Origin of the sequence: Sphingomonas sp. CD22, from assembly GCF_034556155.1 — a bacterium.
Lineage (GTDB): Bacteria > Pseudomonadota > Alphaproteobacteria > Sphingomonadales > Sphingomonadaceae > Sphingomonas.
Genome location: NZ_JAYDYX010000009.1, coordinates 54,450 through 74,996, shown reverse-complemented (window position 1 = coordinate 74,996; position 20,547 = coordinate 54,450). Strand labels below are relative to the sequence as shown.

Annotated in this window: 23 protein-coding genes; 9 read left to right on the top strand and 14 right to left on the bottom strand. The window is 70.4% G+C overall.

What is annotated here, in order from left to right; translation table 11 throughout:
• Window positions 1–3 precede the first annotated feature (3 nt).
• Complete coding sequence (locus SFC76_RS16680; protein WP_322850533.1) at window positions 4–2,034, bottom strand: alpha/beta fold hydrolase; 2,031 nt, start codon at window positions 2,032–2,034, stop codon at window positions 4–6.
• Between the two features lie 139 nt (window positions 2,035–2,173).
• Window positions 2,174–2,329, bottom strand: coding sequence for a hypothetical protein (locus SFC76_RS16675; protein ID WP_171009366.1), 156 nt, complete (start codon window positions 2,327–2,329; stop codon window positions 2,174–2,176).
• 337 nt (window positions 2,330–2,666) lie between these two features.
• Here SFC76_RS16675 and SFC76_RS16670 point away from each other — a divergent pair, with 337 nt between their 5' ends.
• Entirely contained in the window at window positions 2,667–2,858 is a 192-nt protein-coding gene (locus SFC76_RS16670; RefSeq protein WP_322850532.1) for a ParD-like family protein, read from the top strand.
• The gene (gene map, locus SFC76_RS16665) at window positions 2,858–3,628 is read left to right on the top strand and encodes a type I methionyl aminopeptidase (protein WP_322850531.1); all 771 of its coding nucleotides are present in this window, start codon (window positions 2,858–2,860) and stop codon (window positions 3,626–3,628) included. The genes SFC76_RS16670 and map overlap by 1 nt, the downstream gene beginning before the upstream one ends.
• A 59-nt stretch (window positions 3,629–3,687) precedes the next feature.
• Here the strand turns inward: map and SFC76_RS16660 are convergent, their stop codons facing one another.
• On the bottom strand, window positions 3,688–4,056 hold the full coding sequence (locus tag SFC76_RS16660) for a hypothetical protein (protein WP_322850530.1): 369 nt from the start codon (window positions 4,054–4,056) through the stop codon (window positions 3,688–3,690).
• A gap of 218 nt (window positions 4,057–4,274) precedes the next feature.
• On the opposite strand from SFC76_RS16660, the gene SFC76_RS16655 reads away from it, so the two are divergent.
• Window positions 4,275–4,469 carry a hypothetical protein gene (locus SFC76_RS16655; RefSeq protein ID WP_322850529.1) on the top strand — a complete coding sequence of 65 codons (195 nt, stop codon included), beginning with the start codon at window positions 4,275–4,277 and terminating at the stop codon, window positions 4,467–4,469.
• Between the two features lie 33 nt (window positions 4,470–4,502).
• Here SFC76_RS16655 and SFC76_RS16650 read toward each other — a convergent pair whose 3' ends face one another.
• Window positions 4,503–5,321, bottom strand: coding sequence for a hypothetical protein (locus tag SFC76_RS16650; protein ID WP_322850528.1), 819 nt, complete (start codon window positions 5,319–5,321; stop codon window positions 4,503–4,505).
• 66 nt (window positions 5,322–5,387) lie between these two features.
• Window positions 5,388–6,329, bottom strand: a complete 942-nt coding sequence (locus SFC76_RS16645; RefSeq protein WP_322850527.1) for a diguanylate cyclase domain-containing protein — start codon at window positions 6,327–6,329, stop codon at window positions 5,388–5,390.
• A gap of 275 nt (window positions 6,330–6,604) precedes the next feature.
• Here SFC76_RS16645 and SFC76_RS16640 point away from each other — a divergent pair, with 275 nt between their 5' ends.
• A complete protein-coding gene (locus tag SFC76_RS16640) occupies window positions 6,605–7,798 on the top strand; it encodes a PQQ-dependent sugar dehydrogenase (protein ID WP_322850526.1) in 1,194 nt (397 codons plus the stop codon).
• 22 nt (window positions 7,799–7,820) lie between these two features.
• Here SFC76_RS16640 and SFC76_RS16635 read toward each other — a convergent pair whose 3' ends face one another.
• Window positions 7,821–8,252, bottom strand: a complete 432-nt coding sequence (locus tag SFC76_RS16635; RefSeq protein WP_322850525.1) for a hypothetical protein — start codon at window positions 8,250–8,252, stop codon at window positions 7,821–7,823.
• Window positions 8,253–8,414: 162 nt separating this feature from the next.
• Here SFC76_RS16635 and SFC76_RS16630 point away from each other — a divergent pair, with 162 nt between their 5' ends.
• Window positions 8,415–8,651 carry a hypothetical protein gene (locus SFC76_RS16630; RefSeq protein WP_322850524.1) on the top strand — a complete coding sequence of 79 codons (237 nt, stop codon included), beginning with the start codon at window positions 8,415–8,417 and terminating at the stop codon, window positions 8,649–8,651.
• 46 nt (window positions 8,652–8,697) lie between these two features.
• Here the strand turns inward: SFC76_RS16630 and SFC76_RS16625 are convergent, their stop codons facing one another.
• Entirely contained in the window at window positions 8,698–9,792 is a 1,095-nt protein-coding gene (locus tag SFC76_RS16625) for a DUF5694 domain-containing protein (protein ID WP_322850523.1), read from the bottom strand.
• A 68-nt stretch (window positions 9,793–9,860) separates the two neighbouring features.
• Complete coding sequence (locus tag SFC76_RS16620) at window positions 9,861–10,289, bottom strand: hypothetical protein (protein WP_322850522.1); 429 nt, start codon at window positions 10,287–10,289, stop codon at window positions 9,861–9,863.
• A gap of 102 nt (window positions 10,290–10,391) precedes the next feature.
• Between SFC76_RS16620 and SFC76_RS16615 the strand changes: the two genes are divergently transcribed.
• Together SFC76_RS16615 and SFC76_RS16610 are read left to right on the top strand one after the other, a co-directional pair.
• Complete coding sequence (locus SFC76_RS16615; RefSeq protein ID WP_041394159.1) at window positions 10,392–10,742, top strand: hypothetical protein; 351 nt, start codon at window positions 10,392–10,394, stop codon at window positions 10,740–10,742.
• A gap of 41 nt (window positions 10,743–10,783) precedes the next feature.
• Window positions 10,784–11,272, top strand: a complete 489-nt coding sequence (locus tag SFC76_RS16610; protein WP_322850521.1) for an RES family NAD+ phosphorylase — start codon at window positions 10,784–10,786, stop codon at window positions 11,270–11,272.
• On the opposite strand, the gene SFC76_RS16605 is transcribed toward SFC76_RS16610, so the two are convergent.
• From SFC76_RS16605 to SFC76_RS16580, 6 genes are all read right to left on the bottom strand, one after another.
• The gene (locus tag SFC76_RS16605) at window positions 11,259–12,161 is read right to left on the bottom strand and encodes a glycosyltransferase family 2 protein (RefSeq protein ID WP_322850520.1); all 903 of its coding nucleotides are present in this window, start codon (window positions 12,159–12,161) and stop codon (window positions 11,259–11,261) included. The two genes, SFC76_RS16610 and SFC76_RS16605, sit on opposite strands and share 14 nt — an antisense overlap.
• A gap of 2 nt (window positions 12,162–12,163) precedes the next feature.
• Window positions 12,164–13,078, bottom strand: a complete 915-nt coding sequence (locus SFC76_RS16600) for a polysaccharide pyruvyl transferase family protein (protein WP_322850519.1) — start codon at window positions 13,076–13,078, stop codon at window positions 12,164–12,166.
• A complete protein-coding gene (locus SFC76_RS16595; protein WP_322850518.1) occupies window positions 13,075–14,148 on the bottom strand; it encodes a glycosyltransferase in 1,074 nt (357 codons plus the stop codon). The genes SFC76_RS16600 and SFC76_RS16595 overlap by 4 nt, the downstream gene beginning before the upstream one ends.
• A 10-nt stretch (window positions 14,149–14,158) precedes the next feature.
• On the bottom strand, window positions 14,159–15,103 hold the full coding sequence (locus tag SFC76_RS16590; RefSeq protein WP_322850517.1) for a glycosyltransferase family 2 protein: 945 nt from the start codon (window positions 15,101–15,103) through the stop codon (window positions 14,159–14,161).
• Window positions 15,104–15,371: 268 nt separating this feature from the next.
• Complete coding sequence (locus SFC76_RS16585) at window positions 15,372–16,505, bottom strand: glycosyltransferase (protein WP_322850516.1); 1,134 nt, start codon at window positions 16,503–16,505, stop codon at window positions 15,372–15,374.
• Entirely contained in the window at window positions 16,502–18,520 is a 2,019-nt protein-coding gene (locus SFC76_RS16580) for an HAD family hydrolase (RefSeq protein WP_322850515.1), read from the bottom strand. The genes SFC76_RS16585 and SFC76_RS16580 overlap by 4 nt, the downstream gene beginning before the upstream one ends.
• Before the next feature lie 124 nt (window positions 18,521–18,644).
• Here SFC76_RS16580 and SFC76_RS16575 point away from each other — a divergent pair, with 124 nt between their 5' ends.
• Window positions 18,645–18,965, top strand: coding sequence for a hypothetical protein (locus SFC76_RS16575; RefSeq protein WP_322850514.1), 321 nt, complete (start codon window positions 18,645–18,647; stop codon window positions 18,963–18,965).
• Window positions 18,962–20,545 carry a methyl-accepting chemotaxis protein gene (locus SFC76_RS16570; RefSeq protein ID WP_322850513.1) on the top strand — a complete coding sequence of 528 codons (1,584 nt, stop codon included), beginning with the start codon at window positions 18,962–18,964 and terminating at the stop codon, window positions 20,543–20,545. Before SFC76_RS16575 ends, SFC76_RS16570 begins: the two co-directional genes overlap by 4 nt.
• Window positions 20,546–20,547 lie beyond the last annotated feature (2 nt).

Below are 20,547 nucleotides of genomic sequence, written 5' to 3'. Positions count from 1 at the left end.
GGATCACTTGACGGGCGGGAAGGAGAACAGCTCGGTCTTGATCGACGCGGGCGCGCCCGGCGTGAACCAATTGGTGTCCTGGATATGGCTGGCGGTGACGTACATCGTGCCGTCGCGCCCTTCCGAGAAGGTGTCGGGCCAGCGCAGCCGGCGGTCGGTCAGCACCGTCTCGACGGTCGACCCGTTGAGCCGCTTGATCGCATAATCGGTCGGCGAGGTGAGGTAGAGCACGCCCGCCCGGCTCATCCACAGGCCGTCGGCGACATGCGTCTGCGCGACGGTGGTCACCGCGGCCGCGCGATCGGCCTCGCTGACCTCGGGGCGCAATTTGGCGGTGTCGATCGCGTAGAGCGTTTTGCCGGTCAGCGCCTGATAGTAAAGCGTCTTGCCGTCCTTGGAGATGGCGATGCCGTCCGACGCGAACGCCGGCTGGCGGCCGTCGGGACGGACCAGTGGCTTGCCGTCGATCGCCACCTTGACCGTCTTGTCGATCTGCGTCGAGGCGTGGCCGTCGAGCGCACGGAAGCTCTTGCCGCTCTCCAGATCGACGACGATGATCGCGCCGCGCGTGCCGGAATCGGTGATGTAGCCGGTCTTGCCGTCGGGCGAGAAGCGGATGTCGTTGAGATAGGTGCCCTGCAGCGCGACGTCGCCGGGCACCGCGATCACCTTGGTGAGGCGATTGCCGGCGAGATCGATGCGGACGAGCTTGGGCGCACCCTCGAGGATCTTCTCGTTGCCCGGCGCGCCGGGGTCGAGCACCCAGAGATTGCCGTGGCCGTCGGGGACGATCGACTGGACGCAGACGAAATAATCGCCGACCGGCAGCTCGTTGGCGCGCGCGTTGCGCCAGCTGTTCCACTTGGCGTCGGGATAGGGGCGCAGCGACCCGTCCTTCATCACCTCGGCGACCGAGATCGGCGCATCGTCGGTCCAGCGCGGGAAGTTGACGAAGCGGCGGCCGTCGGCGGTCACCGCGACGCCGGTCGCCTGATGGTCGAATTGCGCGACCTGGGTCAGGCGGCTGTCGCGCCCCTGCGCCTGGGCGACGCCGACGGCCGCCGCGGCGACGAGGCCGATCGCGGCGATCCCGGCGGCAATGGGGGCGATTTTCTTCATGGGCAGGCTCCGGTCGACGGTATCGGCAAGCGCGGCGGGGTCGCCGGCGAACAGGGTGAGCAGGTGGCGCGCGACCGCATCGGGATTCTCGCGCTGCGGGAAATGGCCGACGCCGGCGAGATGGACCTTCGCGAACGGACCGGTGAATTTGGCGGGGACGTGCCTCGACGCACTCGGCGGGTTGATCCCGTCGGCGTCGCCCTGGATGTAGATCGCGGGCAGCGACAGCGTGGGCGTCGCCTTGACCTTGTCCTCGAGCCACCGGCTGCGCGGATCGGGCTCGGCCTCGTCCCAGCGCGCGCGATAGCTGTGCAGCGTGACGTCGACCCAGTCGGGATTGTCGAACGATCGCGCGACACGCGCGAAGGTCGCCTCGTCGAACCAGCCGGGCGGCGACCAATTGACCCAATGGATGTGCGCGAAGCCGTGGCGGTCGTCGCGCACCGCCTGCGCGCCGCGCGCGGTCGCCATGAACCAGTGATACCATTGCCGCTGCGCCTGTGCGAACGGCGGGGTCGGCATGCCGCCGAGCCGCGGCGGGGTCGACAGCATCGCCAGCCGCACGATCCGTTCGGGCCAGCCGACCGCGAGCGCCTCGGCGGTGTTCGATCCCCAATCGTGGCCGGCAACCATGACGCGTTCGATGCCGAGCGCGTCCATCAGCGCGATCGCGTCGATCGCCAGCATCGCGCTGTTGCCGGTGCGCGGCGCCGCGGCATCGGCGAACCGCGTGGCGCCGAAGCCGCGCAGGTTCGGCACGATCACCCGGAACCCCGCCTCGGCCAGCGCCGGCGCGACCGCGTCCCAGGTAGATGCATCGTCGGGCCAGCCATGTATCAGCAAGATCGCGGGCGCATCGGGTCCGCCCAATTCGCGATAATCGATGATCAGATCATCACGGGCGACCGTCGGCATGGCGTTCTTTCTGTTACGTCACCGCCGACAACCGTCGATCAACTCGCCCGTTCCTGTCCTGATCCGGATTATTAATCCTATTGGCCGGGAACGACGCCGGACGAACACGGCCCCCGTCGTGTTCGTCCGGAATCGCTCCTCAATGGACCGCGACGCCCTCATCCACGAGCCCGAAGCTTTCCTCCAGCGTGGCAATCGACATGCTCAAATGAGCAGCCGGCAACGCCAGCCCCATCCGATCCATGATCATCAGGGCACGTTCCATCAGGGACAAAGCTTCGAAACTGTCGGTCATCGTTCGTATCCATTGGCCCGGGTTAGGGCTGAGCGGCGCCTAGGTAATATACCCGCCTTCTGCCAACGAACTTAGCCAATGATTGTAAGTGATTGCGTGACATATCGATGATAGCTTCGTCATGCTTAACACCATCGTAAGCATGTAATCATCAAAGAACTTGTCGAGACAAGACCTACCGCATCACGACGCGACAGGATAATTACCTAAAATCGATCAACTTTCAACTCAGATCATGACCATTTCGGTTCGCCACCATCCGTTACGCGCCAAGCGGCATTGACCGGTCGCTATACGGTCCATATACGAACCGTATAGCCTGGAGGACGTAGGAAAGATGGGTATCGTCAAGATCGACGACGATCTGCACGCGCAGGCACGCCGCGCCAGTACGATGATGTGCCGCTCGATCAATGCGCAGGCCGAATTCTGGATGAAGATCGGCATGCTCGCCGAAGCCAATCCGACATTGTCGTTCAACGATATCGTCGCCACGCATCTGTCGGTGCGCGAGCCGGCCGCCGCCTGATGGTCAAGACCCCCGACGAACTGGCGCTGATGCGCATTGCCGGCCGGCTGCTCGCCTCGGTCTTCGAGATGCTCGACGCGCAGGATCTCGCCGGCATGTCGACCTTGCAGATCAACGACATGGTCGAACGCTTCATCACCGTCGATCTCGCCGCGCGGCCGGCGAGCAAGGGCCAATACGGCTTTCGCTTCGTGCTCAATTGCTCGATCAACCAGGTCGTCTGCCACGGCGTCCCCGACGCCGACGAGATCGTCCGCGACGGCGACATCATCAACCTCGACATCACGCTGGAGAAGAACGGCTTCATCGCCGATTCCAGCAAGACCTATCTGGTCGGCGACGCCCCCGCCGCGGCGAAGCGGCTGGTCCGCGTCGCGCAGGAGGCGATGTGGGAGGGGATCCGCCAGGTCCGCCCCGGCGCGCATCTCGGCGACATCGGTTTCGCGATCGAACGCCACGCCCGCCAGAACGGCTATTCGGTGGTACGCGAGTTCTGCGGCCACGGCATCGGCCGCGACATGCACGAGGAACCGCAGGTGCTCAATTTCGGCCGGCGCGGCGCGGGCGTACGGCTGCGCGAGGGCATGACCTTCACGATCGAGCCGATGGTCAACCAGGGCAGCCGCAAGGTCTCGACCCGCGAAGACGGCTGGACGGTGGTGACCGACGACGGCAAGCTCTCCGCGCAATTCGAGCACACCGTCGCGGTCACCCACGACGGCGTCGAGGTGCTGACCCTGCGCCGCGACGAGACGCAGGCGGCAGGGTAGAAACGACGCCGGTCTGCCCGATCGGCGGACCTGCACTCGATCCGCCCCGACCCGTCAGCTCAGACCTGATCCTTCAGGTCGAGGATCGGATGCCACGTACACGACGTCGACGTGAGTTCGACGGCGCTCGAACACATCCGTCCGTCTTCCGGGATGTCCGCCAATGTCGCGGCGTGCCCCGGCTTCAGGATCACGATCTTGCGTCGGCCTGCGTTTTCCACCGCGAAGCGGCAATTGCCGGTGCTGCTCGTCACGCAGCGGACTTGCAGACGATGGCGGTTGCCATCGTAATCGGTCGCCGTGGCGAGCTTCGTACCGGGATGATAGGCAACCGACAGTCTGAGATCCGGCCGCGGCAATGCCGCTGCCGTCAAAGCAACCGCACCGATTATGGTCGCAACCACCAATGATCGCCGGATCGAAATCATAAGCTCCCCCCATTTTCCGTTGAAGAGTGATCGGACCCGGCCGGCTTGTCGAGGGGGATAACTGCATCGCGCAGCGGGCATTCAGGTCGCGCGGCGTATCAGCGCGGGAGCATGATCCGATGGAGCGGACGATGACGCCGCTTTGGCCCTCGCCGCGACTGGCGCGGGCGCGCAGATGCCGGCGCGCGATTATCCCGGTTGCGACCTGCGTGCGCAGCATGTGCTCGCCGGCGCGCCTGGGGGTCGACCGGGGACCGGGGCAGGCGCATATCGCGTTGCGCGCCGACATCCTGCAGGCCGATACGCTGTGGCAGCGTGTCGAGCGCGTGCGCCACGGCAGCTTGAGCGCAGCAGAGCGCGCCTCCTACGATCGTGCGCTGGACGCCGTCGCCACCCGCCTCTGCCGGCGGTGATCCGACGCCGACGCACCCCCCGCGCGGGCGCGGTCAGTCGCGGGCGAAGATCGTCGCGGCGCCCGAAGCGACCGAGGCGAGCCGCGCGATCGCGGCGTCATAGGCGGCGGGCATCTGCGTCATCGCCGCCATCGCGCGGTCGATGTCGTTGAGCCTGCCCCTGGCGGCATCGTGATCGTCCGCGCCATGCTGCCGCTCGGCGTGGCGCAGGATCGCGCGCAATTCGTTGGCGAGCGCGCGTGCCGCATTGGCGAAGGCGACGTCCTCGGCGCCATCGTCCGGATGCGCCGCGGCGTCGCGACGGCCGGCCTCGCTCCGGGTCTTCGCCTCGCTGCCCGCGGCGGGCGTCGCCGTCGCGTCGCTCCGGCCGGCGCCGGCGGGGTCTTGCACCGGCACGTCCTCGGCGGGCGCGGGGGTCGGCGTCAGATTGGCCCCGCCGACGATGGTGACGTCGGTGCCCTGCAACGCGAAGGCGGTACCGCCGGCGCCGACATAGTCCTGCACCGCCTCGGCCAGTTCGCGCGCGATCTGCACCGCGGCCTGGGCGAGCTTCCCGGCATCGGCGGCATAGAGGAGTTTGAGCAGGTGCAGCCGCGTCTTCAGCTCGGCGATCCTGGCGGCCGCGCGCGCCTTGCCGCCATCGCTGCCGCTGCGGCGGACCGCCTCCAGCGTCGCCAGCGCCTCGCTCGCGGCCTGCGCCTTGCCGTCGGCCTGCCCGGCGGCCTCCACCTTGCCGTCGGCCTGCCCGGCGGCCGTGGCGTCGACCAAGGGAGCAATCGGGGGCGCGACCGGCGCGACGCGATCATGCTGGACCGGGGCGATCGCCGTCAGCGTGGACCTGGCTAGCTTCATGGACCGTCACCCCATCGTCACCCGTCCATTATAGCGGGATCGACGCGCCCGCAGAAACGCGCCCCTTCAGACCGTGCCGTAGACGTCGCGCCCGCCCGCGGCCGTCCCCGCGGCGAGATTGGCGCGCGCCTGTTCGATCGAGGCGGTCGTCTCGTCGCCCTTGCCGACGACGATACCGGCCGAGGCGGTGAGCGGCCCGATCACGTCGCCGCTGCCGCGCAGCTTCAGCCGTCGCGCGTGGAACGCATCGAGCGCCTCCTCCGCCAGCGCGCGCGCCATCGTCAGCGCGACGTCGCGCAGCACGACGATGAACTCGTTGCCGCTCCACCGGATCAATTCCTCGTCCGGAAAGCTCTCGCGCAGCGTCGCGGCAAAGGCGCTGAGCACGTTGTTGCCGACCGACCGGCCATAACGCGCGTTGATCCGGACCAGCCCGTCGATCCCGAACAGGATCATCACATACGACCGGCCCGACAGCGCGACTTCGCGGAACAGCCGCTCCCCGCCGGCCTGGTCGAGCGCCGCGGTCAGCCCGTCGCGCTCGTGCGCGGCGACGCGCGGCGCGCCACCGGTGATCGCGTCGCGCAGCCGGGCGAGTTCGCCGCGCAGGTCGGCAAGCTCGCGCTCGGCCTGCGCCAGCCGCGCGACGATCGCATCCTGGTCGACCGGCACGCGGCCCCCCGCCGCGCCGATGTCCGCGCCGAGCGTGCGGGTGAGGTCGTGCGCATCCGCGGCGAGCGATCCCAGTTCGTCCGCCTGCATCGCGACGTTGCGCTCGCGCCACGTGACCTCCGGCGGCCCGTCACGGCAATAAAGGTCGATCAGCATCGTCGCGGTGTCCGCGGTCAGCCGCAGCCCGCCGTCGGTATGGTCGTCGATGTCGCGCGCCAGCGCCGAATGCGGGTTGGCGACATAGCGGCTGGCGAGATCCTGATGGGCCGGGCTCGGGTCCAGCCGATGGCGTTCGAGGAACGCCAGGGCCTCGCGGGCAAGGTCGAACGACGGCATCGTGACGGGAGCTTTCGATAGGACCGTTTTGGAGATAGGACAGTCGCCCTGACCCGAGATATCGTGATCGTAGCCGGCGATCAACATCCTGGGTTATTGCGGCAACGAGCGTGGCACGACTGGCGGCGGACGGACCTCCATTCAGGATAGTGTAGCGGCCGTTCACCCTCTTTACGCGGCATCTTCCCTGTTTGTCATACGTTTAGCCGAAAACCTTATGCGCAGGGCGCAGCGGGAGGGCCTCGGTTCGGGGCCGCAACGGGGAGCATGATGTGATGCGGCCAGGCCTGTATGTCTCGATCGCGCTGGCGATGGCGCTGGCCGCATGCGGCGATGGCGACGGCGGCAGCGACGCCGCCCCGATCGGCAGCCCCGCGCCGACACCGACACCGGCGCCGGCCCCAACGCCGACCCCGACCGCGACGCCGACCCCGACCCCGGCGGTGGCCGCGGTCGACCAGCGCGTCGTCGCCAGCTTCGACAATCCCTGGGCGATGGTGTTCCTGCCCGACGGGCGGATGCTGGTGACCGAGAAATCGGGGCAGCTCCAACTCGTCACGCAGACGGGCGGCAAGACGCAGGTCGCCGGCGTTCCGCGCGTCACCTTCTCGGGCCAGCTCGGGCTGCAGGACGTCGTGCTCGACCCCGGTTTCGCGACCAATGCGCGGATCTGGATCAGTTATGCCGAACCCGCCACCGGCGGCCAACAGCTCGCCGTCGCACGCGCGACGCTCGACCTCGCCACCACGCCGCGGCTGACCGACCTCGCGGTGATCTGGCGCGCGACGCCGGCGACCACCGGCGGGCAATTGGGCGCGCGGCTCGCCTTCGCGCCCGACGGCCGGACGCTGTTCGTCACCAGCGGCGAGCGGCAGCAGGGCACGCCGGCGCAGGACCTGTCGGGGACGCTCGGCAAGATCGTGCGGATCAATCTCGACGGCAGCGCCGCATCGGGCAATCCCTTCGCCGCGACCGCCGGCGCGCGTGCGGAAATCTGGTCGCTCGGCCATCGCAATCCCTATGGCCTGGTCTTCGCCAGCGACGGCCGCCTGTTCGAATCCGAGATGGGGCCGGCGGGCGGCGACGAGTTCAACCTGATCGAGGCGGGCAAGAATTACGGCTGGCCGCGGGTGTCGGAGGGCGACAATTACGACGGCACGCCGATCCCGCGCCACGCCACCAATCCCGCTTATACGCCGCCCCTGGTCAGCTGGACGCCGGTGATCGCGCCGGGCGGGATGATCCAGTATCGCGGCACCGCCTTCGCCGGCTGGACCGGCGACTTCCTGCTCGCCGGGCTGGCGCAACAGGGCATCGTCCGCGTCCGCGTGTCGGGCAGCACCGTCAGCGAGGTCGCGCGCATCGGCCTCGGCAACCGCATCCGCGAGATCGAGGAGGGGCCGAACGGCACGCTCTGGGTGCTGCGCGACGGGGCGGGGGCGGCGCTGGTCCAGCTGACGCCGCGATAGGACCCGCGGCTTCCGCAACCGCTCAGGCCGACTGTTCCTGCTCCTGCGCGATCGCGCGCATTGCCGCAGCGATCGTGGCCGTGGTTTCGTAATAAAGGACCAGCGAGTCGTTTGCGCCATCGAGGATGCGCTTGCAGACCTTACTGGCCGGCCACAGCGATGATCCCGCCACGATCATCCGGGGATTGAAGATCGCGGCGCCGCTGTCCGCGCCGTCTTCGTCGGCGGCAGCCCACGTCCCGCCAAGTGTCCGCCGGATCACCTCGCCGACATAGCTCGCCGCACCGACCACCAGATCCCCCACGTCCGCCGGATCGACCTGCCTGTGATGGAGATCGTCGAGCAGCGCGTCGACCTGCGCGATACTCGCTGCGGAATAGTCGAGGGTGACGTCGGTATCAGCATGATAGGCGACGAACTCCTGGGCTTGCTCGATGATCTGATCGACGTGCAACGGTCGGGCTCCTGATGGCAGAACGCTTTCATTATAGGCGCCGGCACGCCGGCACCGACCGCAGGTCGCGCCGAAACCGCCCCGTTGCCCCGTTCAGGAACGATGTCGTGTCGGTGGCGTAATGCTGACCACCAGCCCATTTCCGGGTGCGGAGAGATATCCATGAACATCAGCACGATCCTGGGCGCCATCGGCATGATCGCCGCCACGCTGGGCACGGTCGGCACCGCCGATGCGCAGCGCCGCGACCACGACCGCGATCGCGGCCGCTACGAGCATCGCGACCATCGCGGTCCGCACGGCATGCGCCACGATCGCGGCCGCCGCTTCGAGCGCAACCGTCACGATCGCTGCCGCACCGTGATCCGCCACGACCGCCGCGTCCGCGTCTGCCGCTGACCGGATCGGGCGCCGGCGACCAGCATGTCGTCGGCGCCCCCTGCGGCTAGCGCAGCACGACCTGCGGATCGACCAGCCGCACGTCGTGCATCTGGTTGAGATAGGCCTCGTAATACCCCTTGTGCGCCGCGCCGACGATGGCGAGCATCCGCATGCCGGGATAGCGGCCGAGCACGTCGCGGATGTTCGCGACCATGCGCAGATTGCGCGTCTCCCAATAACCGACATAGGTGCGGCCGGATTGCTGCGGCGATGGATCGACCAATGCGGCGCCGAAATCCGCGCGATAGACCTGCAGCGGCGCTTCGGGCGTGTTGAGGAAGCGATAATAAGCGAGCAGGCCGCCGGGCTGCGACAGGCCGCGCCGCAGCGGTGCCTCCGCCGCCTCGCGGGCGTGATTGGCGGGATTGTCCCATGCCCGTTCCATCGCCGCCTGATACGCCTTGCGCTCCGCCGCATCGGCGCCGTCGGGCGCGTCGGCGGAATGGTCGTCGACGCTCCACAGCCGGTCGAGCCCGAGCCGCGCGGCGAGCATTGCGGCGATCAGGCTGCCCTCGTTTCGCGATACCCGGCGCGCATCGAGCGCGGCCACCAGCGCGGCGTCGAGCCCGTCGCCGGCATGTCGCTCCGCTACGGGCAGCCGCAGCCATTGCACCAGCGCCGAATTCGGCTCGCCCGCGGCGAGGAACACCGCCGCCAGCCGGCGCCGCTGCGCGGGCGACGGGGCGGCGGGCAAGGCGGCGAGCAGCCGTTCCGCCTCGGCATTGGCGGCGGGGACGTCGAGCCCGATCGCACGACCGGCAGGGGTGGGGTCGGGGCAATAGGCCTCCACCGTCTCGGCGTAGCGCGACGGATAGCGGCGCAGCGCATCGCATTGCAGGCCGGACATATCCTCGGTCGCGATCCCCGTCGGCCGCCAGCCCGCGAGCCGGTCGAGCAACGGCGCCAGCGTCGCCGGATTGAAGTCGTCGGGCAGGCTCGACAGGTGCGGTGTCCCGAGCACCAACACGTCGTTGGGCCTGCCGACGGGTGGCCCTTTCAACGTCTCCGGGTGGAAGGCGGGGCGATATTCCTGCGCCGACGCCGCTCCCCCGGCCAGCGACAGCGCCGCGATCGCTCCTCCTACCAACCTGCGTATCATCGCTGCCCCCCAAACGGATGCGCCATGCTATCACTACTGTATTGGACGAGCAACACAGTGGCATATGATCACCGCACCGCGCTGCGCAATCCGGCGGGCAGCTGGTCGATCGGGCAATAATGATAGGCGGTCGCGGGGCCACGCGTCGCGAGGGTGAAGGCGAGCGCATCGGCGATCGTCACCGTCTGGCGCTCGACGAAGCGGGGGGCGGAGCCGGCGCCCGCGTCGATGCACGACTGGCTGACGGTATAGCGATTCCCCTTGTGCGACAGCACCCGGGCGCGACAGGCGCGGGTGTGCGCGGTGCTGAGGCCGCGGCCGTCATATTGGCGGATCTCGGCATTGGCGGGATCGCGGCAGCTCGCCCCCTTCGCGACGTAGATACCGGGCTTCAGCCGGTAGACGCCGCCCGGCTTGGGCGAGGGATCGACGCTGGCCCAGGCGCCGGTCGCGGCGAGCAGCGCCAGCAGCGGCGCGGCGATCGTCATGCGTGTCATACATCCTCCTTGGTTGTCCGACGGATAAACCCGCCAAGCTGAACCGTGGCTTCATTGCGCCGCAACGATTTCGGGTGCATATAACGGGCAGGGAGTGCACTCATGCTAGCCGCGTTTCTCGACGATATCCGCGATCACGACATGATCGCCCCGCGCCGCATGGCGGACCGGCTGCGGCTGCCGATGGCGCGGCTGGCACGGCTGGCGCACGTCAACCGCAACACGATGGCCGCCAAGCCGGAAAGTCCCGCAGTGCAGGCCAAGCTCGGCGAGATCGCGCGGATCATCGCGCGTGCGGCCGAATTGTCCGGCGACGAAGGCAAGGCGATCATCTGGTTCCGGCATCAGCCGATCGCCGGGTTCGGCAAGACCGCCGAGGAACTGGTCGAGGCGGGGGAGGCCGCGGCGGTGCTGTGGACGCTCGAGACGATGGACCAGGGCGTCTATGCGTGACGGCGGTAAAGACGGGGCGATAGGCTAGTTACAGCGCGCGCATGGCCGTTCCGCTCCACCCGCTCGCCGCGCGCTATTGGCGGATGCTCGGCGTCCGCTGGCAGGGACAGCCGTTCGACAGCGGCGCGCATCTGACCGGCGGACGCTGGAACCCGCCCGGCATGGCCGCGCTCTATCTGTCCGCCGACTACAATACCGCGATCCGCGAGATGCATCAGGATCTGGTGCGGCCGGGGACGCTGGTCGCCTACGATCTGGTCGCGGAAGCGATCGCCGACCTGCGCGATGCCGATCCGGCGATCCTCGACTGCGAATGGCGCCGCATCTTCAAGCTGGACGGCGGCATTCCGCCGAGCTGGACGCTGGCGCAGACGCTGCACGACGCCGGCGCGGAGGGCGCGCTGGTGCCGTCGGTCCAGCATCGCGGCGGCACCAATCTGGTGCTGTGGCGCTGGCACGACGCGCGCATCGCCGGCGCGGGCGCGGCGCTGACCCTGCTCGATCCCGAAGCGGTGCTCACCGGCCGCTAGCGCGGCATTCGCGGCGATGCCGCCAATAGCCGACCGCGCCGCGCAGCTTGTGGCGCAGGCGGAAGGCGTAGAAGGCGCGGATGCCGCCGTGGGTGGTGACGGGGTCGGTGAGGTCGCGGCGCAAATCGGCGATGTCGCGCGCCAGCGCACGCCGGATACGCGGATCGCGCCAGTGCTTGGCGTAGAGCGCGCCGTCGCCGAAGCCATAACCGGCGAGCAACGCCGTCTCCTCGTCCAGCCGCCGGCGGCCGTGATGGTGGTCGACGACGAAACGGTGGTCGTAGTGCAGCGTGATGTTCTGACGCATCGCGCGGACCAGGAAGTCGGTATCCTCCGCGGCGACGAACGGCGCGCCGGCGCCGAAACGCGCGTCGAACGCGCCGACCCGCCGCGGCACGTCGGCGGTGAAGGCGAGGTTGGCGCCCATCACGAAGCCGCCGGGGAAGCTGCCCGCGGGCGCGGTCATCGGATGATCCTCCAGCTTCACCGTCACCGGCAGATCGGCGGGGTCGCCGAGCAGGATGCGCCCGCCGATGATCGCCGGTCCCGCCACCTCGGCGAACGCCTGCACCAACGCGGGGAAATAATCGGCGTGGAGGACGCAATCGTCGTCGGTCATCGCGACGATCCGGCCGCGCGCGCGGGCGAGGCCGAGGTTGCGCGCACGGGCGAGGCCGGGCCGCGCCTCGTGCAGCCGGTGGACGGGGAAAAGCGGCCGCCACGCCGCCAGCCGCCGCGGCGTGTCGTCGCGCGAGCCATTGTCGACGAGGATCACCTCGACCGCCAGCGCCGGGGCGGCCGCGACGGCGCGGTCGATCGAGGCGAGCGTCGCCGCCAGCGACGCGCTGCGGTCGCGCGTGCAGACCAGCAGGCTGACATCGGGAGGCACGCTCACCCCGTACGCAGCCGCTCGGCGAGGCGTTGCGCATCCGCCATCGTCGCCGCAGTCGCGACCGGCGCCGACGCCGGCCAGGCGGCGGCATAAGCGGCGATCTTGCCGTAATCGTTATCGAGCACGACGTGGGGAATGCCGAGCAGATCGGCGAGAATATGGCCGTGCAGCCGGTCGGTGACGATCACCTCGCCCTGCGCGAGCAGCCGCAGCCCGCGCGCGACGCGCGCCTGCGCCTGCGCCTCGCGCGCCGCGACGCCGGTGCCGGCGGGCACATCGGGATCGTCGTCGAGCCAGTCGACGACGCGCGCCGGCGACGCGGGCGCGCCGCCATGATCGCGCCGCTCGTCGTCGCTGCGCAACAGCATCAGCAGCGCGACCTCGGCGTCGCCGCGCGGCTGCGATCCCAGCGCGATCGCGGAATCGGGGATGAGATCGACCGGGCAGGCGATCCGCGCGGTGGCGAAGGCGTGGCTGCGCGCATCGCGCACATAGAGCGTGAAATCGGGATGTTCCGCGGCGAGCGCGGCGAACCGCCCGGCCCGGGCGGGATCGCGGAAATGGATCGACTGCGGCAATTGCACCACCGGCCGGTCGCGCACGGTCGCCAGCAGATGTTCGCGGAAACGCTGGTGATGCGGCCAGATATCGCCGAGATTGCCGCCGCCATGCAGGAACAACGTGCCGGTCGGGCAGGCGCGGCGGAAGGCGTCGGCATCGAAATCATGCCATGTCGACACGTAGACGGGTCCACATCCCGTCACCCGCCGCAGCATCGCGAGCTCGCCGAGCCAGATCGCGCTGTCGCCGACATTGGCGTGATCGGGAAAATCGACCAGCGCATAAGCCGCGCCAGCGCCGACATGCGCGCGATAGCAGGCGTCGAGCAGCGCCAGCGGTGCAGGTACCGTCATGCCGCGAGCGCCGCGCGATCGGTGCCGGCCGCGCGATAGAGCGCCTCGCAGCGGTCGAGCCACAGGTCGCGGGTGAACATCCGCTCGACCCGCGCACGCGGCACCGTGCGGGGAATGGCGAGCGCCGTGCCGATCGCCTCGGCGAGCGCGGCGACGTCGCCGGCGGGGGCGAAGGCGCCGGCCTCGCCGATCACCTCGCGCGCGGCGCCCTGGTCGAAGGCGGCGACGGGCAGGCCGCACGCCATCGCCTCCGCCGCGACGAGGCCGAACGGCTCGTCCCAGCAGGGGGTGAACAGGAATATCGAGGCGCGCGCCATCTCCGCCGCAAGCGCCCCGCCGGCGATATGGCCGCCGTAGCGCACCGTCGGCCCGAGCAACGGCGCGACCTCGGCCGCCCAATAATCGGGGTCCTCGATCGGCCCGAACAAGGTGAGCGGCACGCCGGCCCGCAGCGCCGCCTGCGCGGCGAAATGCGGCCCCTTGTTGGGCGTCATCCGCCCGCACCAGAGCGCGCTGCCGTCGCCCTGCGGCGCGAAACGCCACGCATCGGCGTCGATACCGTTGTGCAGCACCGACGCCTGCGCCGGCGCGCCCTCGGGCCACCAGGCGGCGAGCTGCGTCGCCGAGGTGACGGTGAGGCGATGCCCCGGCGTCGCGCTCGCGCGGACGAACCAGTGCAACGCATCATAGGGCGGGACGTGCAGCGAGGTGACGGTCGGCGTCGCCGCGGTGCGCCGCGGCTCGATCGCGAAGCGGTGCAGGCTGTTGTTGTGGACGACGTCATAGCCGCCGGCCGCGATCCGGTCGCAGGCGGCGGCATAGCCCGCGTCGAGATGCGCGATCAGCGGCGCCGAGCCGCGATGCTCCGCCCAGGGGAAGACGCATTCGTAATGTTTCGCGACGACCGGATCGATCGCGAAGCGCGGATCGCTGTCGCCCGAGGCAAACAGCGTCACGTCATGGCCGCGCGCCTGCAATCCCGCGGCGAGCTGCCAGCAATGCGCTTCCATGCCGCCCGCGAACGGCTGCGCGATCCGCTGGCGGACGTGCGCCAGCACGGCGATCCTCATGCCGCGGCCCTCATGCCGCGGCGAGACCGAGCGCGCTGCCGTCCGCTTTCGCCTCCGCGGCGCGCGCCTCGAGCAGGCGGATGACACTCGCGGTATTGGCATAGGGCTGGTGGCTCTGCTGGCCGGTGAGCGCGAGATCCTCCGGCCCCGGGCGGCGCAGGATGCGCACCGGCCGGCCCGCGGTATCGTCGACCAGCCCCATCAGGCGGAAGGCGTGCAGCCAATGGCCCATGGTGCGATAGCCCCATTTCGCCTCGAACAATTCGGCGTTGCGCACGACGCTGTCGAGATGATGGACCGGCGGCATATGGTGCGGGTGATATTGGTGATAGGCGCGCCCGCCCTTGATCCAGGCGATCTCCACGCCGGCCTGGTCGAGCGTCTTGCCGAAATCGGTGTCCTCGCCACCATAGCCGACATAGCGTTCGTCGAAGCCACCGATATCGAGGAAGGTCGCGCGCCGCATCGCGAAGTTAAGCGACCAGAAGCAGCGATAGTCGTTGCAGCGCTCGACGCCCTGCGGCGGGGGGCCGCGGCGGTCGGAATGGCGCACCGCGATCCCCTCGAACCGCTCCATCGACAGATCGGCCTCGGTCGCCCCGCCGGGCAGGTAGAGCACTTCGCCCATCAGCAGCGCGTCGGTATCGGCGAGGAAGCCGGCATAATCGGCGACCAGATCGGGTGTCGGGATGCAATCCATGTCGAGGAAGACGATCCCCTCGCCCTGCGCGCTGCGCGCCGCGGCATTGCGCGCCGCAGCGAGCGGCAGCGCGTCGGCGACGATGTGCATCTGGCGGATCGGGAAGGGCGCGGCGGGCAGGTCATAGGCGTCGGCCTGCATCACCGCGACGATCAGCTCGACCGGCATGTGGCGCTGCCGCGTCAGGCCATGGACGAGATTGACGAGATGATCGGGCCGCCCCTTGGCGAGCGTGACGACGGAGATGGAGGTCATAGCGGGTTCCGTAAGAGAGGGGGGCTGGGCGAGATCAACGGACGGAGCAAAGTCCTCCCCCGCAAGGGGGAGGTGGCGCGGCGAAGCCGTGACGGAGGGGGAGGACACGGAACGGACGTGGCACTTACCTCCCCCTCCGTCATGCCTGCGGCATGCCACCTCCCCCTGGCGGGGGAGGAATTCGACTGAATGTCGATCCGGTCTGGGATTCGTGGGGTTCGGGAGGTCACCACACGGATTCCGGGGTGACGGGATGGATGGGCGGGGGTCATGCGCGCTCGGGTGCGGGAGCAGGGTCGACCATCTGCGGCGTCCACAAGCGCTCCGCCAACGCCTCCAGCCAGCGCGCCGCATCCTCGGCGGGCGCGTCGGCGATCATCGCGCGCTGCGCCGTCGGGCGGTGGCCGGCGCGCGTCTCGGCGAGCGCCGCGGTCCAGCCGGCCGCCGAGGACGGCAGATGCGGCCGCACGCAGGCCACGCCCGCCGCGGCGAGCGCCTCGGCCTTGCGATGCTGTTCATCGAAATAGCGCCATTCGGGCACCGCCAGCCACGGCCGCCCCGCGGCGAGGATCTGCTGGCAGGTGGTGTTGCCGGTCGAGGCGATGACGACGTCCGCCGCGGCGATATGGTCGGCGGCATCGTCGACCCAGCCGCGATGCTCGAGATTGGCGGGTTCGGTGGCGTGCCAGTCACGCTGCACCGGGCCGATCGTGATCCAGCGCGCGGCCGGCGTCGCGCGCGCGCCGACGCCGAGCGGCGCGGCCGCGAACCCGCCGCCCCCGCCGCCCGCGACGACCAGGATCATCTCCTCGTCCGGCGCAACGCCGATCCGCTGCCGCGCCACCTCGCGCTCGGGGACGCGGGTGTCGACGCCGAGCCCGCCGGCAAAGCACGTCTTGCCGCGCATGCCTGCATCCCATTCGGGCTGGGCGAGCGCCGCGTGGAACGGCGCGAGCAGCCCGGCCGCGCCGTCATAAGCCGCGCGGTGGCCGGGATCGCCGCGGTCGCCGTGCTGGAGCACCTTGACGTGCGGCACCGAGCAGATCCGCGCGAGCTGCGCGATCTCGGCGGAGACGTCGCAGATCATCAGCGCCGGATCGGCCGCGTCGAACCAGTTCGCCAGCGTCGCCATCGCGCGGCGGATGCCCGGCCAGCCCAGCGGCGCGCAATGCAGCGTCTCCGGCGTCGCCACCCAGTCCATCGCCCCCGCCTCGTCGCCGCTCGGCTCGAACAGCGAGGGCAGGCGGACGATCGCGACATGATCGGGCAGCGCCGGGAAGATGTCGTCGCGCGCGCAGAACAAGGTCAGCGGCCGCGCGGGCGGCAAGGCATTGGCGATCGCCGCACAGCGTTCGGCATGGCCGCGTCCCTGGTGATGGACGAAATAGCCGAACGGCCTCACGCCGCCTGCGCCAGCGGCGCGGTCGCCGACGCGACGAGGCCGAGCCGGTCGAGCCCCTCGACGATCCCCGCCGCATGATGCGCGGTGGCCCGGTACAGGCCGGCGCGCGCGGGGAGGTCGGCCAGCTCCGCGCCGGCATTGCCGACGACGATCGCGTGGCCGCAGGCGGCGAGCATGTCGGCGTCGTTGCCGCTGTCCCCCGCCGCGATACACCGGCGGAGCGACCAGCCGTGGCGCGCGGCGTAGAAAGCGATCGCCGCGGCCTTGCCGCCCGCCGGCGCGAGCACGTCGATCAGTTCGCCGTGCGAGAAGATCACCCGCGCGCCGAGCCCCGCCGCGGCGAGCGTGCCGCGGATCGCCGCGGCCTCCGCCGCGGTGCCGAAGAAGCTCAGTTTGTGCGGGCCTTCGGTCTCGACCGGCTGCGGCGTCACGCCCAGCGGCGCCAGCGCGCGCACCACCGCGGCGCGGTCCCAGCCGGCGTCGAGCGCGCGGGCATATTCAACGCAATTACGCCAGCCGCCGGCGCCGTCGGCGAGCAGCAGCCGCGTCCCGACATCGACGATATAGGCATCGGGCTCGGGCAGCTGCCAACGCGCGAGGATCGCCTGCGCCGCCTCAAACCCGCGCCCGGTGGCGACGACGAAGCCGAGCGGCGACGCGCCACGCCACGCGGCGAAGGCCGCGGCGCCGTCACTGTCGCCGGTCAGCGTATGGTCGATGTCGCAGGCGAGCAGCCGCGGCGCGGCGATGTCGCGATAGATCGCGACCGAGGCGGCGGCATAGTCCGTCCAGCAATAGGCGCCGACCCGCGTCCGGCCGGCGCGCGCGAACGCGGCGTGGCGGGCGGGATCGCCGATGATCGCACGGCAGGCGCGGGCGATGCCGGCATCGTCGCGCGGATCGATCAGCACGCCATGGTCCAGCCGCGCGACGATCTCGGCCGGGCCGCCGTTGCGCGTCGCCACCACCGGCACGCCCGCCGCGGCCGCCTCGATCAGCGTCAGCCCGAACGGCTCGTGCAGCGCCGGATTGACGAACACCCCGCCCTGCGCGGCACGCGCATAGAGCGCCGCGACATCCGCCGCGTCATGCCGCGGCGGCAGCGCGATCCGCCCGGCGAGCGCCGGGTCCGCGGCGAGGCGGTGCAGCTCGGCGAGCACCGCGGCTTCCTCGCCGACGGCATGATCGTGACGACCGGCGAGGATGACCAGATTGGCGCGCGCGCGCAGCACCGGATCGCCGGCATAAGCGCGGACCAGCGCGGCGAGGTTCTTCTTGGCGACCGGCCGCGCCACCGCGAACAGGATCGGCAGCTCGGGCCGGTCGAGCCAGTCGCCGAGCCGGTCGGCGAGCGTGTCGGCATCGTTGGCACCGGCCGCCTCGCGCTGCGGCACGCCGGGCGGCAGGCAGTGGATGCGCCCCGTCACCGGCACGCCATAGCCGCCGATCTGCCGCTCCGCCTCGTCGCGGGTCGACACCAGGATCGCAGCGGCGCCCGCGATCGCGGCACGCTCGGCGTCGATCCGCGCGTCTAGGCCCTCACCTTCCAGACCGGCCGCGCGCTTGTCGATCCCCAGCGCATGCGGCGTATAGGCGAAGGGAATGCCGAATTGCGCCTGCGCGGCACGCGCGACCGCGGCGGCATCGGCGAAATGGGCGTGGATCACATCGGGCAGCCGCGGCAACGCCGCCAGATGCGCCGAGAAGGCCGCGGTGAAGGCGGGCAATTCGGCGTCGAGCGCCTCCTTTTCCAGATACGCCTCCGTCCCGGTGGCGATCCGGTCGATCGTCACCTTGGCGTCGAGCGTCTCGCGCGCACGCGCATGGCAGGAATCGAGCCGCGCATCGGCGAACCGGCGGGTGACGATCGAGACCTGGTCGACATCGTCCCGCCGCGCCTGCGCCCGCGCCGCCTCGATCACATAAGCGATATGCCCACCGGTATCCGCGGTGATCCCATAAGCGACGGGCGGCGACTTCAGACAGCCGCCGAGGGCCAGATGCAGGATGAACAAACGACCCCCAGGTTATTGTCTGAACGTAACGTTTACTGATGCATATTGGTTTCGTTGGGGGGCCGGTCCCGATGATGTCGGCCGCGCGGCTATAATAATCCGGATTCGACGGGGGCCGGGGGGCATGGAAAGCGGGCGGGCGGGATACCGATTGCTGACGCTCCAGCTCGCGCTGGCCGGGCTGGTCCTGGCCGGTACGATCGCGCTGCCGCCGCACGAGGGCGCGATGCTCATCGTACCGCTCGCCGCGGCCGCGAGCGGCGTCACCGCCACCTGGGCGATGGAATGCGACGCCGCGATCCTCGCCTCCGGGCCGGTCGCCGGCTCGCTGATCGTCTTCGGCCGGCGCGACCGGCTCGCGGTCGTCGCCCTGCGCCATTTCAGCCTGCTGATCGTGGCACCCGCCGCGTTCTGCGGCGCCTCCAGCCGACGGACCACGACATGATGCAAGCCGACCTCGATCGCCTGCGCCGGGCGGGTACGCGAGCGCTCGCGGCGGTGATCTGGGGCTTCGTCGCGGTCATCGCCGCAGGCTGCTGGACGCAGGGCCATTGGGGGGCGCTGGCGTCCGCCGTCCTGCTCGCGATCCTGCCGTCGCTGCGCGCCGCGGCCGGGCGCAGCGACGCGGCGACGCGGCTGATCTTCGCGGTGACGCTGCCGCTCTACCCTGCGCTGCTGCTCGCGCAATGGGCCGGCGCGGCGTGGCAGATCGACCTCCACATGCTGTTCTTCGCGGCGCTCGCGACGCTCGCCGTGCTCGGCGACTGGCGTGCGATCGTCGCCGCGACGCTGGTGATCGCGGTCCATCACCTCGGCACCGACCTGCTGCTGCCCGCCTGGGTGTTCCCCGACGGTGCCGACCTGCCGCGCGTATTGCTCCATGCCGTAATCGTCGTCATCGAGGCGGCGGTGCTGATCCAGCTCGCCACCCAGCTCGAACGGACGATCGTCGGCCAGGCGCGCAGCCACGCGGCGGCCGAGGCGGCGGAACGCGGCGCCGCGGCGATCCGCGCCGCGGTCACCGCCGAACAGACAACGGTGCTCGCCGCGCTCGGCACCGGTCTCGAGGCGCTGTCCGACGGCAACCTCACCCACCGGCTGCACGACGGCTTCCCCGACAGCTACGAAGGGCTGCGGCGCGACTTCAACCAGGCGTTGCGCTCGCTCGACGCGGCGCTCGCCAAGGTCGCCGTCGCCACGCATGGCATCACCAGCGGCGCCGGCAACATCCGCATCGCCTCCGACGATCTCGCGCTGCGCACCCAGCGCCAGGCCGCCAGCCTAGAACAGACCGCCGCGGCGATGGCACAGATCACCACCATCGTCGCCACCACCGCCGCGGCCGCGGGCCAGGCGCACGGCGCGATCGCCGGCATGCGCAGCGACGTCGAACAAGGCGGCGCGGTCGTCGGCCGCGCGGTCGAGGCGATGGGGCAGATCGAGCGGTCGTCGCGGCGCATCGCCGAGATCATCACCCTGATCGACGGCATCGCCTTCCAGACCAACCTGCTCGCGCTCAACGCCGGCATCGAGGCGGCCCGCGCCGGCGACGCCGGCCGCGGCTTCGCCGTCGTCGCCTCGGAGGTGCGCGCGCTGGCGCAACGCTCGGCGGAAGCCGCGCACGACGTCAGCGCGATCATCACCACCTCCTCGCACGAGGTCGACACCGGCGTCCGGCTGGTGCGCGAAACCGGCGCGGCGCTGCAACGATTGGTGTCCGGGATCGGCGACATCGCCACGCTCGTCGCCGCGGTCTCGGGCACCGCCGAGCAGCAGGCGCGCGGCCTTCACCAGATCGCCACCGCGATCGACGATATGGACGGCGTCACCCAGCAGAATGCCGCGATGGTCGAACAGGCGACCGCGGCCGCGCAATCGCTCGCCGGCGCGGCGGAGGACCTGGCGCGCCAGGTCGACCATTTCCGGATCGGTGCCGACGATACCGACCGCAGCATCACCCTCCACGCCCTCTACCGACCGCCGCTCGTCGCGAACCGATCGGCGTTGCCCGCGCCGACGCTTTAAGG